At 72.3% G+C, this 16,982-nt stretch carries 18 protein-coding genes; 10 read left to right on the top strand and 8 right to left on the bottom strand.

Annotation, left to right across the window (positions count from 1 at the left end; all coding sequences use genetic code 11):
- Positions 1-22 precede the first annotated feature (22 nt).
- Positions 23-226: a cold-shock protein gene (locus ACIRQY_RS06485; RefSeq protein ID WP_351781037.1), complete on the bottom strand. Its 204-nt coding sequence runs from the start codon at positions 224-226 to the stop codon at positions 23-25.
- Positions 227-485: 259 nt separating this feature from the next.
- Here ACIRQY_RS06485 and ACIRQY_RS06480 point away from each other — a divergent pair, with 259 nt between their 5' ends.
- On the top strand, positions 486-1,358 hold the full coding sequence (locus ACIRQY_RS06480) for a menaquinone biosynthesis protein (protein ID WP_351781039.1): 873 nt from the start codon (positions 486-488) through the stop codon (positions 1,356-1,358).
- A gap of 97 nt (positions 1,359-1,455) precedes the next feature.
- Here ACIRQY_RS06480 and ACIRQY_RS06475 read toward each other — a convergent pair whose 3' ends face one another.
- Positions 1,456-2,508 (bottom strand): alpha/beta hydrolase, encoded by a 1,053-nt coding sequence (locus tag ACIRQY_RS06475; protein WP_403922663.1) that lies wholly within the window; start codon positions 2,506-2,508, stop codon positions 1,456-1,458.
- A 314-nt stretch (positions 2,509-2,822) separates the two neighbouring features.
- On the opposite strand from ACIRQY_RS06475, the gene mqnC reads away from it, so the two are divergent.
- Both mqnC and ACIRQY_RS06465 read left to right on the top strand, forming a co-directional pair.
- Positions 2,823-4,022, top strand: coding sequence for a cyclic dehypoxanthinyl futalosine synthase (gene mqnC / locus ACIRQY_RS06470; protein WP_351781042.1), 1,200 nt, complete (start codon positions 2,823-2,825; stop codon positions 4,020-4,022).
- 7 nt (positions 4,023-4,029) lie between these two features.
- The gene (locus tag ACIRQY_RS06465; protein WP_403922662.1) at positions 4,030-4,593 is read left to right on the top strand and encodes an imidazolonepropionase-like domain-containing protein; all 564 of its coding nucleotides are present in this window, start codon (positions 4,030-4,032) and stop codon (positions 4,591-4,593) included.
- A 154-nt stretch (positions 4,594-4,747) separates the two neighbouring features.
- On the opposite strand, the gene ACIRQY_RS06460 is transcribed toward ACIRQY_RS06465, so the two are convergent.
- A complete protein-coding gene (locus ACIRQY_RS06460; protein ID WP_403922661.1) occupies positions 4,748-5,539 on the bottom strand; it encodes a hypothetical protein in 792 nt (263 codons plus the stop codon).
- A 7-nt stretch (positions 5,540-5,546) separates the two neighbouring features.
- On the bottom strand, positions 5,547-6,089 hold the full coding sequence (locus ACIRQY_RS06455; RefSeq protein WP_351781046.1) for a SigE family RNA polymerase sigma factor: 543 nt from the start codon (positions 6,087-6,089) through the stop codon (positions 5,547-5,549).
- A 136-nt stretch (positions 6,090-6,225) separates the two neighbouring features.
- Here ACIRQY_RS06455 and ACIRQY_RS06450 point away from each other — a divergent pair, with 136 nt between their 5' ends.
- Together ACIRQY_RS06450 and ACIRQY_RS06445 are read left to right on the top strand one after the other, a co-directional pair.
- The gene (locus tag ACIRQY_RS06450; RefSeq protein ID WP_351781048.1) at positions 6,226-6,918 is read left to right on the top strand and encodes a demethylmenaquinone methyltransferase; all 693 of its coding nucleotides are present in this window, start codon (positions 6,226-6,228) and stop codon (positions 6,916-6,918) included.
- Between the two features lie 69 nt (positions 6,919-6,987).
- Positions 6,988-8,274: a geranylgeranyl reductase family protein gene (locus tag ACIRQY_RS06445; RefSeq protein WP_384863866.1), complete on the top strand. Its 1,287-nt coding sequence runs from the start codon at positions 6,988-6,990 to the stop codon at positions 8,272-8,274.
- A gap of 6 nt (positions 8,275-8,280) precedes the next feature.
- Here ACIRQY_RS06445 and ACIRQY_RS06440 read toward each other — a convergent pair whose 3' ends face one another.
- From ACIRQY_RS06440 to ACIRQY_RS06430, 3 genes are all read right to left on the bottom strand, one after another.
- A complete protein-coding gene (locus ACIRQY_RS06440) occupies positions 8,281-8,676 on the bottom strand; it encodes a helix-turn-helix transcriptional regulator (RefSeq protein WP_403922660.1) in 396 nt (131 codons plus the stop codon).
- A 201-nt stretch (positions 8,677-8,877) separates the two neighbouring features.
- Positions 8,878-9,819, bottom strand: a complete 942-nt coding sequence (locus ACIRQY_RS06435) for a hypothetical protein (RefSeq protein ID WP_403922659.1) — start codon at positions 9,817-9,819, stop codon at positions 8,878-8,880.
- A 249-nt stretch (positions 9,820-10,068) separates the two neighbouring features.
- On the bottom strand, positions 10,069-10,554 hold the full coding sequence (locus ACIRQY_RS06430; protein ID WP_403922658.1) for a peptidase inhibitor family I36 protein: 486 nt from the start codon (positions 10,552-10,554) through the stop codon (positions 10,069-10,071).
- Between the two features lie 209 nt (positions 10,555-10,763).
- On the opposite strand from ACIRQY_RS06430, the gene ACIRQY_RS06425 reads away from it, so the two are divergent.
- From ACIRQY_RS06425 to ACIRQY_RS06410, 4 genes are all read left to right on the top strand, one after another.
- Positions 10,764-11,312, top strand: coding sequence for a hypothetical protein (locus ACIRQY_RS06425; protein ID WP_403922657.1), 549 nt, complete (start codon positions 10,764-10,766; stop codon positions 11,310-11,312).
- Complete coding sequence (locus tag ACIRQY_RS06420) at positions 11,305-12,792, top strand: peptidoglycan-binding protein (RefSeq protein ID WP_403922656.1); 1,488 nt, start codon at positions 11,305-11,307, stop codon at positions 12,790-12,792. Before ACIRQY_RS06425 ends, ACIRQY_RS06420 begins: the two co-directional genes overlap by 8 nt.
- Positions 12,789-13,490, top strand: a complete 702-nt coding sequence (locus ACIRQY_RS06415) for an ABC transporter ATP-binding protein (RefSeq protein WP_351781061.1) — start codon at positions 12,789-12,791, stop codon at positions 13,488-13,490. Before ACIRQY_RS06420 ends, ACIRQY_RS06415 begins: the two co-directional genes overlap by 4 nt.
- Before the next feature lie 287 nt (positions 13,491-13,777).
- Complete coding sequence (locus tag ACIRQY_RS06410; protein ID WP_351781170.1) at positions 13,778-14,992, top strand: ABC transporter permease; 1,215 nt, start codon at positions 13,778-13,780, stop codon at positions 14,990-14,992.
- A 68-nt stretch (positions 14,993-15,060) separates the two neighbouring features.
- Here the strand turns inward: ACIRQY_RS06410 and ACIRQY_RS06405 are convergent, their stop codons facing one another.
- Positions 15,061-15,948 (bottom strand): C40 family peptidase, encoded by an 888-nt coding sequence (locus tag ACIRQY_RS06405; protein WP_403922655.1) that lies wholly within the window; start codon positions 15,946-15,948, stop codon positions 15,061-15,063.
- A gap of 670 nt (positions 15,949-16,618) precedes the next feature.
- Here ACIRQY_RS06405 and ACIRQY_RS06400 point away from each other — a divergent pair.
- A complete protein-coding gene (locus ACIRQY_RS06400) occupies positions 16,619-16,978 on the top strand; it encodes an NADH-quinone oxidoreductase subunit A (RefSeq protein ID WP_019888619.1) in 360 nt (119 codons plus the stop codon).
- The last annotated feature ends 4 nt before the right edge of the window (positions 16,979-16,982 follow it).

The following is a 16,982-nucleotide window of genomic DNA, read 5'->3' as shown; positions in this document are numbered from 1 at the left end:
TGCGGTTCGCCGACCCGGGCAACTAGGCCGGGGAGACGTTCTCCGCCTGCGGGCCCTTGGGGCCCTGCGTGACGTCGAACGTCACGGGCTGGTTCTCCTCGAGCGAACGGAAACCGTTCGCGTTGATCGCGGAGTAGTGGACGAAGACATCCGGGCCGCCGCCGTCCTGGGCGATGAAGCCGAAGCCCTTTTCAGCGTTGAACCACTTGACGGTTCCGGTAGCCATAAGCCCTCCTTGGGCCAAAGGGTTGCCCTGCTCCAGAACCTGAAACAAGTCTGAAAACTACAAAAGCCCGCGGGTCACATTCTCCGCAGGCTCTGTACTGCAAGGGAAACCAAACTGCAACTTGCGTCGAGCCTAGCACGCAGGGTCCTGGAGCGGATAGAGGGGAAGATCACGTCACTCGCATGTTTGATCTCGCTCCGTGTGCTGACGCGCGTGCCCCGGCGGTGCCCACGGGACGAGACGGGTCTAGCCTCACGATGTGGACAATGCAACCGACGAGCAGCAGCGCAGCCGGCCCCGCGTCGGGCACATCCAGTTCCTGAACTGTCTCCCCCTCTACTGGGGCCTGGCCAGAACCGGAACCCTCCTGGACCTGGAGCTCACCAAGGACACCCCGGAGAAGCTCAGCGAGCGGCTCGTCCGCGGCGACCTGGACATCGGGCCCATCACCCTCGTCGAGTACCTCCGCAACGCGGACCGGCTGGTCGCCCTCCCCGACATCGCCGTCGGCTGCGACGGCCCCGTCATGTCCTGCGTGATCGTCTCCCAGCGGCCCCTGGAGGAGCTGGACGGGGCGCGCGTGGCGCTCGGCTCCACCTCCCGCACGTCCGTACGCCTCGCGCAGCTCCTGCTCGCCGAGCAGTTCGGGGTGACGCCCCACTACTTCACCTGCCCGCCGGACCTCGGCCTGATGATGCAGGAGGCGGAGGCCGCCGTCCTCATCGGCGACGCCGCGCTCCGCGCCTCCCTGCACGACGCCCCCCGGCTCGGCCTCCAGGTCCACGACCTGGGGCAGATGTGGAAGGACTGGACGGGCCTGCCGTTCGTCTTCGCCGTCTGGGCGGCCCGCAAGGACTACCTGGCCCGCGAGCCGGAGACCGTCCACGAGGTGCACCGGGCGTTCCTGGCCTCGCGCGACCTCTCCCTCGAAGAGGTCACCAAGGTCGCCGAACAGGCCGCCCGCTGGGAGGCCTTCGACGCGGAGCTCCTGGAGCGGTACTTCCGCACCCTCGACTTCCGCTTCGGCCCCGAGCAGCTCGCCGGGGTCCGCGAGTTCGCCCGCAGGACCGGCCCCACCACCGGTTTCCCGGCGGACGTCGCCGTCGAACTCCTGCCGCCCGAGCGGCACTGACGGGTCACCGCGAGGGGCGGAGGGGCCGAGGCACCGGCCGCTTCCCCTCCGCCTCGCACCGGCCGCCGTCCCGCCCCTCGCCCCGCCCCGTCCCGGCTCACGCCCGGTCGGGCACCGGGGGCTGGAGCTGTTCGCTGATCCATTCGAGGGTGCCGTCCTCAAGGCCCTTGATATAGGTGCGGGCGTCGTGCCCGCCGTCCTGGACGACGAGCAGCCTGCTCCTCAGCGGCCCCTTCGTGTGCGCCTGGACGAACCGCCGCACCCCCGGCCCGATCCCGGTCTCCCGCGAGCCCAGCTGGAACGCCAGGTACAGCTCGTTCCCCGGCACGTCCGGCCGCCGCGCCAGGGCGTCCGCGAGCCGCCCGGGATCGTTCGCCAGCCGCTCCGCCTCGTGCCCCCGCCACAGCGGCGAGTCCGGCACCAGGTCGGGCCCCGACGCGATCACCGCCTTGAACCGGTCCGGGTGCAGGAGCACCGTCTTCAGCCCCACGAAGCCCCCCGACGACGACCCCATGACGGCCCAGCCGTCCCGCGAGGCGAACGTCCGGAAATTGGCCCGGACGAAATCCGGCACGTCCTCCGCGATCCAGGTGCCCATTTTCGGCTGCCCCGGAATATCACTGCCGTCGTAGTACTGGTGGACGTCCGGATTGAGGACCGGCATCACGACGATGAACGGAAGGCTCTTTCCCTCCCGGGACCACCGGGAGATGTCGGACTGGAGTCCGAGGTCCGTCCCCATCCAGTAATTCACCGGATACCCGTGACCGCCCGGCAGGGCCATGAGGACCGGAAAGCCGCTGTGCGCGTACCGGGGGTCGTCGTACTGCGGCGGCGCCCACACCCACACCTGGCCCGTGAACCCGGACTTCCGGCCCGTGACCGTCGCCACCCCCACGCTCGTGCCGTCGCCGACCTCCCCGGTCGACGTGAACCGGGCGCGCGGCCCCTTCGGGTAGACCGTCACCGGCTCCCCGGGAGCCGCCCGGGGACCCGAGGACGGCGAGTCGAAGACCAGCGGCTCGGGGCGGCCGTCGTCACAGCCGCCGAGCAGGGACAGCGGGAGCGCCAGCGCCAGCACCGCCAGCAGGGAGCGGACGGCGGCGGACGGGAGGGACCTTCGGGGCAGGCGTGCCGACGGACGTGTCATCGTGCGACTCCGGTTCCTTCGGGGCAGATCGGACGATTCCGAAGGAGGAGAGGGCATCCGGGGCGCGGAGGTTGCCCCGGTCCGTCCGGACTCGTACGACGGGCCCGTCCGGGCCGCCGGGGCTCGTGCGACGGGACCCGCGCCCCGGCTCCGGGGCCCGTACGGCGATGCCCGTGCCCCCGGCCCCCGGCCTCGTACGACGGAGCCCCCGCCCCGCCCCCGGACGCGCGCGGCGGAGCCCGCCGGAGCCCGCGCGGGGCGCTGGCGTACGCTGGTTCGGTCCGTCCAGAACCCCTCCGAAAGGGACGCACCCGGTGACCGAGAAGGCCGAACTGCAGTCCGTTCTCGACCGCGCCGCCGCCGGTGGCCGGATCACCCCCGAGGAGGCGCTCGACCTCTACCGCTCCGCGCCGCTGCACGCCCTCGGCGCCGCCGCCGACGCCGTGCGCCGCCGCCGGTACGCGGGGACCGAGCACATCGCGACGTACATCATCGAGCGGAACATCAACTACACGAACGTCTGCGTGACGGCGTGCAAGTTCTGTGCCTTCTACGCCGCCCCCAAGGACACCAAGAAGGGCTGGACCCGCGACCTCGACGACATCCTGCGCCGCTGCGCGGAGACCGTCGAGCTGGGCGGCACCCAGATCATGTTCCAGGGCGGCCACCACCCGGACTACGGCGTCGAGTACTACGAGCACCACTTCGCCGCCATCAAGAAGGACTTCCCGCAGCTGGTCATCCACTCCCTCGGCGCGTCCGAGGTCGACCACATGGCCCGGATCAGCGGTGTCTCCGTCGAGGAGGCCATCACCCGCATCCACGCGGCGGGCCTCGACTCCTTCGCTGGCGCGGGCGCCGAGCTGCTGCCCGAGCGGCCCCGCAAGGCCATCGCCCCCCTCAAGGAGAGCGGCGAGCGCTGGCTGGAGATCATGGAGATCGCCCACGGCCTCGGTGTCGAGTCCACCTCCACCATGCTCATGGGCACCGGCGAGACCAACGCCGAGCGGATCGAGCACCTGCGCATGATCCGTGAGGTCCAGGACCGTACGGGCGGCTTCCGCGCCTTCATCCCGTACACGTACCAGCCCGAGAACAACCACCTCAAGGGCCGTACGCAGGCCACCCTCTTCGAGTACCTGCGCATGATCGCCATCGCCCGGCTGTTCTTCGACAACATCGCCCACATCCAGGGCTCCTGGCTGACGACCGGCAAGGAGGTCGGCCAGCTCTCCCTGCACTACGGCGCCGACGACCTCGGCTCGATCATGCTGGAGGAGAACGTCGTCTCCTCCGCCGGTGCCCGGCACCGCTCCAACCGCCTGGAGATCATCGACCTGATCCGCAAGGCGGGCCGCGTCCCGGCCCAGCGCGCCACCACGTACGAACACCTCGTCGTCCACGACGACCCGGCGAACGACCCGGTCGACGACCGCGTCGCCTCGCACATCTCGTCCGTGGCCATCGAGGGCGGCACCGCCCACCCCGAGCTGAAGCTCCTCGACGCCCGCTGACACCGACGTGCTGACGATCCACCGCGTGCGGGGCGTGCGCCCCGCGGAGGAGATGCCCGGCGCCGCGTACGACGCCGGGCACGCCGTCGTCGTCGAGGGCGCCCGGCTCGCCGCCATCGGCCCGTACGAGGAACTCCTCGCCCGGTACGGCGAGCGGGCCCGGGTCCGCGAGTGGGACGGCGTCCTCACCCCCGGGCGCCGCGAACCCGACGCGGTCGCCCTCCTGGAGTCCGCCTACTGGCCGGACCCCCGCGAGGCCGAGGAACTCGGCACCGACCCCCTCACCGGCGCCGCCCTCACCGCCCTCGGCATGACCGACACCCGCTGGGGCGCCAGCGCCCGGCGGGGTGTCCAGCGGCTCCTCGCCACCGGGACGACCCTCCTCACGGGACCCTTCACCCACCCCCAGGTCCGTACCGCCGTGGCCCGCTCGGGCCTGCGCGTCACCGCCCCCGGCCCGGCACCCCGCCGCCTCCTGCCCGGCGCCCCCGCCGACTTCGCGGTCCTCGCCGGGGACGGCACCTGCCTGGCCACCGCCCTCGACGGCCGCCTGGTCCACCGACGACGCTGACCCCCTCGGGCCGCTCCCCTCCTTTCCTTTCCCCTCCTTTCCTCGGATCGCCCCCGGGGCCGCCCCTCCCCTGGTCGTGCCCCCCCACTCGGCCGAGCCCCCCCGGGGCCCGGCCGCGCCCCCGCCCCCTCCGGCCGAGCCGCCCCCCGGCGGCTCAGCCGCCCCGGACCGGTGAGCCCTTCGGCTGCACCGGGTGCTCGTCCGCGTACTTCAGGAGCTCCGTGAAGCGCGGATCGCGCACCACGGCCAGCAACTGCCCCGGGGTCACCGGCGCCGACGCCGTGGCCGCCGGGTCCACCGACAGCAGGGCCTGGCTCCGCCCGTACCGGGTGACGACCATCGCCCCCAGCGTCTCCGTCCGGTTCACGGCCATCCCGTACACGTGCGCGGTCCGCCCGCCGCCCAGCGCGGCCGTCTCACAGGTCGTCCGCTTCGCGGGGACGTCCGCGCACGCCGGGAGGGACTCGCCCGGCGCGGGCCGTACGGACAGCTTCACCGGGAAGACCGTGCCGCCCGCCGTGATCCGGTAGTCCGACACCACCCCCGCCACCGGTCTGACCTCCGTCACCGACGCCGGGAGCAGCTCGTCAAGGAGCGCCGACACCTGCTGCTGGAACTCGTCCCGCCGCTCGGCCTCCGCCCCCGGCACCTGCTCCGGCGCGGGCTGTCCCGGCGTCGGCCGGACCTCCACGGGCGGGTGGTACGCCGAGGGGAACGCGGCGGGCGGCGCGGCGGGCACCGCCGTTCCCGCGCTCCCCCCGGGGAACAGGGACACCCCGAGCACGGCGGCGGTCGCCGTGCCGAACACCCCGCCCGCGACGGCGAACCGGGCCCGCGCCCGGCGCCTGCGGCCCAGCCGCACCGCGACCGGCGCCAGATCGGGCAGGGGAGGAAGCTCGTCGGCCGTGCGGTCCATGGCACGGCGGAGCATCGTGACGTCGTCCACTAGGGCCTCAGCTTCCGATGGCGTGGTGGTGGAGGTGGGGATCGGCGGCGTACAGATGGGGCTCGCCGAGATGTTCACGGAGCCGGGCCAGTGAGCGCGAACACTGGCTTCTGACCGTCGCCTCGCTGCAGCGCAGGAGCGAGGCGACGGTCTCCACACTCAGGTCCTCCCAGTACCTCAGGACGACCATGGCGCGGGCTCTGGGCGGAAGCTCGGCGAGCGCGGCGAGCAGCGTGACCCTGAGGTCGGGCTGCTCCGTGGTCCGCGCCGGGCCGAGGCCGCCGGTCTTGGTGAAGGCGAGCAGATCGCGCAGCCGGCGCCGCCGCTCCGCCAGGAACGTGCGGGTGAGCACGGTCTTGGCGTACGCGTGCGGATGGTCCGCCGCCGCCGCCCGCCGCCAGTGCTGGAAGAGCTTGGCGAGGGTGGTCTGGGTCAGGTCGCGGGCGGTCTCCGCGTCTCCGCACAGGAGGTACGCGGTGCGGTACAGCCGCGTCTGCGCGGAACGGGCGAACTCCTCGAACCCGGCCTCCGTGCCAAGCGGTGACGGCATCTCGCTCCCTTCGTCAGCACTGTCACCCTTCCCTGAGCGCGCCCGCGCGGAAAACGTTGAAGCGCTCCGGCGGAAATTTCTCCGGGCACCGGGGCCGGTCCCCGCCCGCCCGGGGGGCGGCTGCCACAATGGCCCGGTGAGCCGAGCATCCCTGGAAAAGCAGCCGCACGAAGTCGCCTCGATGTTCGACGCCGTGGCGGCGAACTACGACCTCACCAACGACGTGCTCTCCCTCGGGCAGGACCGCCGCTGGCGCAGAGAGGTCGCCAAGGCGGTCGACGCGCGGCCCGCGCAGAAGGTCCTCGACCTGGCGGCCGGGACGGCGACCTCCTCGCAGCCCTTCGTGCGGGCGGGCGCGTACGTCGTCCCCTGCGACTTCTCCCTGGGGATGCTGCGGGTCGGCAAGCGGAACCACCCGTGGATGCCGTTCACGGCGGGCGACGGCACGAAGCTCCCGTTCCGCGACGACGTGTTCGACGCCGTCACCATCTCCTTCGGGCTGCGGAACATCCAGGACACCGGCGCCGCGCTGCGCGAGCTGCACCGGGTGACGAAGCCCGGCGGCCGGGTCGTCATCTGCGAGTTCTCGCACCCCACCTGGGCGCCCTTCCGGACCGTCTACGAGGAGTACCTGATGCGCGCGCTGCCGCCGGTGGCCCGCGCCGTCTCCTCCAACCCCGACGCGTACGTGTACCTCGCCGAATCCATCCAGTCCTGGCCGGACCAGCCCGCGCTCGCGGGCCTGCTCACCGAGGCGGGCTGGTCGAAGGTCGCCTACCGGAACCTGTCGGGCGGCATCGTCGCCCTGCACCGCGGCTTCAAGGCCTGAGCCCCGGCCCGCCGGGCCCCCGCAATAGACTTCCACCAGCCCCTTCCTCGACCCTCCGGGAGAACCGCCGTGACCGAGCAGCCCCTCTCCGAGCACAGCGCCGATGTGATCGTCGTCGGGGCGGGCCCGGCCGGTTCCACCACGGCGTACTACCTGGCCAAGGCCGGACTCGACGTCCTCCTCCTGGAGAAGACCGCGTTCCCCCGCGAGAAGGTCTGCGGCGACGGCCTCACCCCCCGCGCCACCAAGCAGCTCGTGGCCATGGGCATCGACATCTCCGAAGAGGCCGGCTGGCTGCGGAACAAGGGCCTGCGGATCATCGGCGGCGGGATGCGCCTGGAGCTCGACTGGCCGGAACTGGCCTCGTACCCGGACTACGGGCTCGTCCGCAAGCGCGACGACTTCGACGAGCAGCTCGCCCAGCAGGCCCAGAAGGCGGGCGCCCGCCTGTACGAGCGGTGCAACGTGGGCGCCCCGGTCATCGACGACCGCACCGGCCGGATCACCGGCGTCCACGCCAAGCTCGGCGAGGAGAAGCGCGAGGTCACCTTCCACGCGCCGCTCGTCGTCGCCGCCGACGGCAACTCCACCCGCCTGTCCGTCGCCATGGGCCTGCACCGGCGCGAGGACCGGCCGATGGGCGTCGCCGTCCGCACGTACTTCACCACCCCCCGGCACGAGGACGACTACCTGGAGTCCTGGCTGGAGCTGTGGGACCGGCGCGGCCCGCAGGACCGCCTGCTGCCCGGCTACGGCTGGGTCTTCGGCATGGGCGACGGCACCTCCAACGTCGGCCTGGGCATCCTCAACTCCTCCAACGCCTTCCGCGAACTGGACTGGCGCGAGGTCCTCAAGGCGTGGTGCGCCTCCATGCCGGAGGACTGGGGCTTCACCCCGGAGAACATGACGACCCCGATCCGGGGCGCCGCCCTCCCGATGGCCTTCAACCGCCAGCCGCACTACACCCGGGGCCTCCTCCTCGTCGGTGACGCGGGCGGCCTGGTCAACCCCTTCAACGGCGAGGGCATCGCGTACGCCATGGAGTCCGGCCAGATCGCGGCCGACGTCATCGTCCAGGCGCACGCCCGCACCACCCCCGCCCAGCGCGAACTGGCCCTGCGGAACTACCCGCAGATCCTCAAGGACACCTACGGCGGGTACTACACGCTGGGCCGCGCCTTCGTGAAGCTCATCGGCAACCCGAAGGTCATGAAGATCGCGGCCCAGCGCGGTCTGACGCACCCGCTGCTGATGAAGTTCACGCTGAAGATGCTGGCGAACCTGACCGATCCGACGGGCGGTGACGCGATGGACCGCGTCATCAACGGCCTGTCGAAGGTGGCGCCGAAGGCGTGAGCGCCGTCAGGCGCAGCGCGCGGCGAGCCGGGGGGTCACCGGGGCTCGGGGCGCGAGGGCACGCGGCTCAGCCGCCCGTTCCTCGTGGAGGTCGTGCAGACAGAGACGGCACGGCCAGACCATCTCGGTGAACAGGGCGAGCAGATGGAGCTGGGCGCGCGAGAGCCCGCCCAGTTTCTCCCGCATGTTGGTGACGTGGAACTTGACGGTGCGCTCGGTGATGCCGAGCTGCTCGGCGAGGTCCGTGTTGGACTCGCCGCCGGGCATCGCGGACAGGACCTCGATCTCCCGTTCCGTCAGGGAGTCGAGGTGGCGCAGGGCGGTGGTGACGGGATTGATCCGGGCGGACCGGGAGTCGGCCCCGATGGTCTCAGGACCGCAGTACGGGCAGCGACGAAGCATGTGTCTCCCCCCAGAGACGGCGTTCGTTGGACGGGAACCGACCGGCATGGTTCCTCATGGGAACGGTAACCGGATCGCGTCACGGAACATTGCCCTTACGCGGGAGCCGGGACGTCCCTGGGACACCCCGGTGGCCGGAAAGAGCCCCTTCCGCCGGGCGGTCCGGGGGAGGGGGCGGTGCCCCGGACCGTGCCCCGCCGGTCAGCCGGCGAGCGTGGCGGCGAGCTTCAGACGCTCGTCGAGCTCGGTCTTCGCCTGGTTCAGCGCTTCCGCGTTCTGCTCGACGCCCCGCTTCTGGTAGGCGCTCTCGACGGTGTACCAGACGCCGACGAGGTTGGCCCGTTCCTTGCAGGAGACATCCTGTCGCGCGGCGGCCACGGCCCGGGGGCTCCCGTAGTCGTTGGGGTCGAGGCCCAGGTCGCTCTGCGGGCTGACGGGCTCGTCGACCTTGTAGCCCTTCTCCGCCATGCAGGCGGACCAGGCCTTCACCGCGGCGACGACCCGGGAGTCCTCGCGGGAGCGGGAGTTGGCGTCCATCACCAGATTGGTGACGAACATGCTGTCCAGGGCGCCCTTCTTCGGCGCGTACACGGTGAGGTAGCCCTCGCGCAGGCAGCCGCCCACGGGGACCTTCCGCCCGTCGATGGACTTCCCGCTGTCCTTGGCCCGGGACTCCTCCAGGCTCATCGGCTGGGCGCCCTTGAACTCGGGTCCGTTCAGGGCGAGCCTGCCGGTCGCGCCGAGGGTCTGGGCGGGCTGCTTGGCGGGCGGCCGGGCGCCCCGGTTGGGGACGTAGCCGTAGCGGGCCGCCTGCGCCGCGTCGGTGAGACCGTAGCGGCGGGAGTTCCCGGCGCCGCCGGTCGGAGAGGGGGACTCGGGCAGTTCGTACGTGAATCCGAAGCGGGTCATGCAGTCGCTCGTCACCCGGGACTGGGCCTGCTCCAGCTTGCGCCGCTGCTCGTCGGTGGTCGCGTAGCCGTCGAGCGGGAACGAGAGCCCGGTCGTCGAGAGCAGCCGGGGGACCGTGCCGATCGCGGGCTCCCGCGCGGAACCGCCGCCGTCGTCACCGGACCCGGACGAGCAGGCGGTCAGGAGTGCGGCGCTCAGCAGGAGAACGGTCGCGCGGGCGGCGAAGGGGCGCATGGGTGCTCCAGGGGCGGGTGCGTGTCTACCATGGGGGCAGCCGTTGCTCTGCCCGCCTCTTTCGGGCGGAGCAACGGCTGCCTGGGTGGTGCGTACGCCGGGCCCGGAGGCCGTCGCGGCGGTTCAGCGGTGGTGCGGACCCTCAGGAACGACGGGTCCCGTGACGCGGGTGACCGTCAGGGCCGACCGGTCCCGCGGTGGTGCGGACCGTCACTCGGACCGGTCCCGCGGTGCTGCGGACCGTCAGGATCAACGGGCCTTGTAGTAGTACGCGGACGAGATCTTGTTCTTGAAGTTCGAGGACGCGTCACCGACGTAGCCGGGCGGCAGGCTTCCCTCGATGCCGCCCGCGTAGGCGTCGGTGTAGACCCACCACGTCAGGGAGTCGGCGTTCCAGTACGACGCGGTGTTGTCGTTCACCTTCTGCCCGGCGCCGTTGCCGGGGCCCGGGAACCAGTCGTCGTCGAAGTTGTCGTCCGAGACGAAGAGGTCGAAGACGGCGCCGCCCTGGCCGGAGTTGTAGAACAGGCCGAACTCGCCGCTCTCCAGGTAGCCGTTCTTGCCGGTGGCGGCGGAGGCCGAGCCCGCGGTGGCGAGCGCGCCCGCGCCGAGGGCGGCGAGCGCGACGGCCGTGGCGGCCACGCGACGGAGTGCAGTGCGCTGCATGTCGATGCCTTTCACGTAGTTGCTGGTGTGATCGAAGCGGCCCGGAGTGGGCCGGGTCCATACGAACACCAGCAACTCCTCCCCGGCTACTGTCCGTTGAGACAGTTACCGGTGCGACGGCGCCGGGCTATCCTCAGCGTGTCGAGGCACCCGCCGGGTGCCCGGCCCTCACCGCGCAGGGGCCTTGCACGTGGCGTAGCGCAGCGCCGCGTCGGCCCCCTCCCGCGCGTTCCCATGACATCCCGTGACGGGAATCCCCGTCGGAAGGACCGTTTCTGATGAGACGCCTCATGGCCGTTCCCGTGCTGATCCTCGCCCTCGGGCTCGGGGGGTGTTCGAGCGGAGGGGACAGCGCATCCCCGTCCACGCCGGGCACCGGTGCCTCCGGGGCCCCCACCTCCGGGGCCCCCACCTCCGGGGCCCCTACGGCCGGTGCCTCCGGGGGCACCGCCGACTGGGCCGCGTACTACGACTGCCTCGGCGCCCGGGGGGTCAAGCTCCAGGAGAGCGAGGGCGGCGAGAAGCGCGTCGACAAGGACGCCAACACGGCCGAGGCCCTCGCCTCCGCCGAGAAGGCGTGCGCGGCGAAGCAGCCCGGCCGTCCGAAGCCCGACGCCTCCCGCCTCGAAGCCGCGGCGAAGACCGCCGTCTGTATGCGCGAGAAGGGCGTCACCGACTACCCGGACCCCGACCCGGCGACCGGCGAGATACCGCTGACCGGTGCCTTCGCCGACAGGATGAAGAGCGACCCGAAGGTGATCGCCGCCCTCAAGGCCTGCGCGCCCAGCGTGGGATCGGGCGACGGCGGGACGGTCGTCGGTGGCTGACGGCACCCCGCCCGGCACGGCGGAGACGTCCGGGACCCCCGGCGGCGACGCCGGGGCCCGGATGTCCCGGCGCCGCTTCTGGGTCGCCGCCCTCGTCGCCGGGGCGGTCGCCCTCACCGGCGCCGGAGTCGCGGCGACCTCGCTGATACGGTCGCCCGCCCAGGTCGCGGCCGAGGCCGAACCGCCGCCGCAGGACGTGCTGATCGCCCGGGTCGAGAACCGGGTGCTCGCCGAGACCGTCGTCCTGCGCGGCACCGTCGTCGCGGGCCAGACCGTCCAGGTCGCCCCCGTCGGGGCGGGCGGCGAGGGCGCCACCGCCGCCGTGATCACCAAGGTCTCCGTCAGGAGCGGGGACGCGGTGCGCTCGGGGAAGGTGCTCCTGGAGGTCTCCGGGCGTCCCGTCTTCGTCCTGCCCGGCAGCCTGCCCGTCTACCGGGACCTCAAGCCCGGTGCCACCGGCGACGACGTCCGGCAGCTGCAGAGCGCGCTCGCCGCCCTCGGCCACGGCCGGGGCGGCGACGCCCGGGGCACCTTCGGCCCCGGCACCAAGAACGCGGTCGAGGCGTTCTACGCCTCCATCGGCTACGACCCCAGGCCCGCCGTCGACGACGACGGAGCCGCCGTCACCGGCGCCGAGGCGGCCGTCACCGGTGCCGAACGGGCCGTCGCCGACGCCCGCGACGCCCTCGCCGCCAACGAGGACGAGGCCCAGGAGAAGCCGCTGAAGAAGGCCCGCGACCGGGCCGTCGAGGACCTCGGCACCGCCCGCGAGGCCCTGGGGAAGGCCCGCGCCGCCGCCGGACCCATGGTCCCGGCGTCCGAAGTGGTCTTCGTACGGGCCTTCCCCGCCCGGGTCGCCACCGTGGCCGCCCGGCCCGGAGCACAGGTCTCCGGCACGGCGATGACCCTGTCCTCCGGGAAACTGATGGCCCAGGGCTATCTCCAGGACCACCAGAAGGGCATGGTCCGCGCCGGGCAGAAGGTCCGCGTCCTCGCCGAGAGCACCGGCGAGGAGACCGAGGGCCGGGTCGTCTCCGTCGCGGACACCCCCACCCAGCGGCAGGACCAGCAGGACACCCCGCAGGGCTCTGGCGGAAACGGCGGCGGCACCGGCGGGGGAGGGGATGCGCCCCAGGGCGACGGAGCCGTCGGCTACCTCTTCACCGTCGAACCCGTCCGCGCGCTCCCCTCGGCCCTCGCGGGCCAGGAGGTGCGCCTCACCATCGAGGCCGCCGCCACCGACGGCAAGGCCCTGGTCGTGCCGGTCACCGCCGTCTCCGCGGGCGTCGACGGCAGAACGGTCGTCACCACCGTGGACGGCACCGGCCGGCAGGAACGGATCGAGGTCCGCACCGGCACCACCGGAGACGGCTTCGTCGAGGTCGTCCCGCTGACCGCCGGGGCGCTGGAGGAGGGCGACGAGGTGGTCACCGGGGTGAACCCGGGCGCGGCCGCGGGCAGCCCCGGGGGGTCGCCGTGAGCGGCCGGGACGTCCCGGTCATCGCTTTCCGGGGGGTCGGCCTGACCTACCCGGGCCCGCCACCCGTCACCGCCCTGAGACCCTGCGAACTCACCGTGCGCAAAGGTGAGTTCATCACCGTCGTCGGACCCTCCGGCTCGGGCAAGTCGACCTTCCTGAACGTCGCGGGACTGCTCGACGCGCCCACCGGCGGCACGTACCTCCTCGACGGCATCGACACCGCGGCCCTGCGCGACGGGGAGCGCACCGCCCTGCGCGGACGGCGGATCGGCTTCGTCTTCCAGTCCTTCCACCTGCTGCCGCACCGCAGCGCCACGGAGAACGTCATGCTCTCGATGGTCTACTCGGCGGTGCCCCGCGCCGAGCGCCGCACCCGGGCCCGTACCGCCCTCGAACGGGTGGGGCTCGCCCACCGGGCCGACGCGCTGCCCGGCCGTCTCTCCGGCGGCGAACGCCAGCGGGTCGCCATCGCCCGCGCGCTCGCGGGCCGTCCGTCGCTGCTGCTGTGCGACGAACCGACCGGCAACCTGGACTCGGACAACGCCGGATCGGTCCTGGACCTCCTCGGCGAACTCCACGCCTCCGGCATGACGATCGTCGTGATCACCCATGACGCGGAGGTGGCCCAGCGAGGCCAGCGCACGGTGACCATCCGCGACGGGGTGCTGAGCGAGCCGACGGGGGTGGGACACGGGTGACCCGACCACAGCGCGACGAAGACCCCACCCGGCGCGCCCGCGCCTCGGCCCCGGACGAGCGGGCGGACCCGATTCCGGCCCAGCGACCGCAGCCGGACGGGGAGTCACAGGCGTACCAGCAGCCACGGGCGGACGCGATTCCGGCCCCGCACCTGGACCCTCACCCGGACCACCAGCCGCACGCGGAGCCGGACCCGATTCCGGACCCGGACCCGGAGTCCCACCCGCGCCCCGAGCGGAAGCGACTCCGCCTCCGCCCCCGTCTCCGTCCGTCGAAGCGGACGCGGATCGTCGAGCCCTCCCGGCTGGCCGCCCGTGACGTGCTCTCCGAGGCCCTGGCCGGAATGCTCCAGCGGCCCGGCCGCTCGGTCCTCACCGCGCTCGGCACCGTCCTCGGCGTCGGCACCTTCGTGGCGATCCTCGGTCTGACCGCGACCACGTCCTCACAGATCGACGCGCGGTTCAACCTGCTGACCGCCACCGAGGTGACCGTCGAGGACGTCGCCCGCGACCAGAACGAGTTCGCCGACCCCGCCTTCCCCGCCGACGCGGACGCCCGGATCGAGCGGCTCGGCGGGGTCGAGGCCGCCGGGGTCTACTGGTCCGTCCGGCTCGCCCCCGGCACCGCCGTCCGCTCCGCCCCGGTCGGCGACGGCGGGGGCAGCGAGCGGATCGAGGTCGTCGCCGCGTCCCCCGGCGTGCTGCGGGCGGCCTCGCCGACCCTCGCCCAGGGGCGCCTGTACGACGAGTTCGCCTCCCGCTCCGGGCAGCCGGTCGCGGTCATCGGCAAGTCGGTCGCCGCCCGGCTCGGCATCACGACCCTGGAGACCCGCCCGGCGGTGTTCATCGGCGACGAGCCCTTCACCGTCGCCGGGATCATCGACGACGTACGGCGCAGGGCCGACGTCCTGATGTCGGTCACCGTGCCGAGGACGACCGCCGAGAAGCTCTGGGGGCCGCCGCAGCAGGGCGACGCGAAGATGCTGATCACCACCGCGACGGGCGCCGCCGCCCAGATCGCCCGGGAGGCGCCGGTCGCGCTGCGCCCGGACCACCCGGAGTACCTGCGGGCCGTGCCCCCGCCGGACCCCAAGAGCCTGCGCGCGGGGGTGACCGGGGACCTCGACCAGCTGTTCCTGCTGCTCGCGGCGATCTGCCTGGTGATCGGAGCGGTCGGCATCGCCAACACCACGCTGGTCGCCGTCCTCGAAAGGACCGGCGAGATCGGCCTGAGACGCGCGCTCGGTGCCAGGGGACGGCACATCACCGTCCAGTTCCTCACGGAATCGGGCGCTCTGGGCGCGGTGGGCGGACTCGTCGGCACGGCCCTGGGGGTGTCCACGGTGATCGTGGTGGCGCTGGTGCGGGACTGGACGCCGGTCATGCACACCGGGACGGTGGTCGCCGCCCCGGCCGTCGGCCTCGTCACCGGGGTGGTCGCCGGGCTCTACCCGGCCTGGCGCGCCTCGCGGATCGAACCGGCCGAGGCCCTGCGCCGCTGAGCGGACACGCCGAAGGGCCGTCGCTCCCCCGGGGGGTGACGGCCCTTCGGCGTACGGAGAGGGGTGGATCAGAGGATGCGGACGGCGCCCGAGGGGGTGTCCCAGTCCAGGGAGCGCTCGACGACCCCGGTCGAGGGGTTCTGCGCGCCGACGTACTTGCCGCCGCCGACGTAGACGGCGACGTGGTACGAGCCGCTGCGGCTGCCCCAGTACAGGATGTCGCCCGGCTGGAGGTTGCTCAGGGAGACGGAGGTGCCCATGCTCGACTGGTCGCCCGAGATGCGGGGCAGGTCGATGCCGGCCTGGCGGTAGGCGGCCTGGACGAGGCCGGAGCAGTCCCAGGAGTTGGGTCCGGTGCCGCCCATGACGTACGAGTCGCCGATCTGCGCGCGGGCGAAGGCCACGATCGCGGCGGCGGAGCCGCTGGGCGCCTGGGTGGTGCTCTCGCCGGAGGTCGAGGAGCCGCCGCCGTCGGAGCGGGAACCGCCCTCGTCCGAGGAGCTGGTGGTGCTGGTGAGCTGGGTGCGGGCGGAGGTGCGGGAGGCGCGGGCCTCGGCCTCCAGACGCTCCTGGCGCTCCTTCTCGGCCTTGAGGCGGGCCTTCTCGGCCTTCTCGGCGGCGGCCTTGCGGTCGGCCTCGGCCCTGGCCTTCTTGGCTTCCTTGGCGGCCTTCTGCAGGGCCGCGTTCTCCTGGGTGGCGAGGCTCTGGTCCAGGGCCTCCTGCTGGGAGGCCTCGGCGGAGGCGGCGACGGCGCTGGCGAGGCCCGCGCCGGTCTCCAGGGAGCCCAGGGTGGGCATTTCGATGGTCTCGGTCACCGGCTCGGCATTCGCCGGCCCGGCAGCACCGGCCACCGCGATGGTGCCGAGGACGCCACCGGCGACTCCGGCGCGCAGGGCGAGCTTCGAGGCGCTGCGGCGGGGCTTCCGGTGGCTGGGTATGTGAGCGGTGTGGGACATGGGAACAACCGCTATCAGGGCCGCGGGGTTCCCTTCAAGAAACGTGGGTTGCGCCACAGTTACGTTCGGAACCTCTGAATCCGCTTCCGTGGCGCCCTTATTGACGCCGTAACGGGCAAATCGGTCACGACTCATCTAGGGCTTGATCATGGGTTTTCATTGAAAAGTCCGAATTGCCCGACGCCTAGCACCTCTTCAAGCCGTTGGCCAAGACCCGTTTCTTCGAGGCCTTCGGGGTGTGACGCAGGTCACGCAACCGTCTCACGGGCGCTCGTGAACGCGCGCACACGTCCACCCCGGTACGCCCGACCCCTCGACCGGGCGAAGAGCGGTTCCTTTATCACCAAGATCAGTCCATCACCAATTTGCTTGTAATGGCCAACACTTGATAGTGCGACACCCCCTCCGAGCAGCGACGACAGGTCCGGATGTCACATCTGGTGATCACCTGGGCGCTTCGCGCAACAAGATCACCGCTCATCCGACTTCATGATCCTTCGTCAGGTGGTGGAGATCACAAACTCGTTGTCGCACCCCGTGTCGCAGATCACAGAGGGGCGGGCATAGGATGCGGGGCAGCCGGGCTTGTGAACTGCCTCACATGGGGGCGATCTTTCACGGTCCGGCCGTGCGGTCCAACGGTCAAGGACGACTGGAAGGAGCGAGGAGCGTGAATGCGTACGCGCCCGTCCTCGTGCTCGGTGCCCTGGGTGCGGGGTTTGCGATCTTCTCCGTGGTCATGGCCACGCTTATCGGGCCAAAGCGGTACAACAGGGCAAAACTTGAAGCGTACGAGTGCGGCATCGAGCCGACGCCCACTCCCGCCGGAGGCGGCCGCTTCCCGATCAAGTACTACCTGACGGCGATGCTCTTCATCGTCTTCGACATCGAGATCGTCTTCCTCTACCCCTGGGCCGTCACCTTCGACGCCCTGGGGCTGTTCGGGCTCGTGGAGATGCTGCTCTTCGTGCTCACCGTCTTCGTCGCCTACGCCTACGTCTGGCGTCGCGGCGGCCTGGAATGGGACTGAGGGG

This window comes from Streptomyces sp. NPDC101490, from assembly GCF_044767145.1.
Classification (GTDB): Bacteria; Actinomycetota; Actinomycetes; order Streptomycetales; family Streptomycetaceae; genus Streptomyces.
The sequence above is the reverse complement of the archived record's forward strand: the minus strand, read 5'-3'. Positions and strand labels throughout refer to the sequence as shown.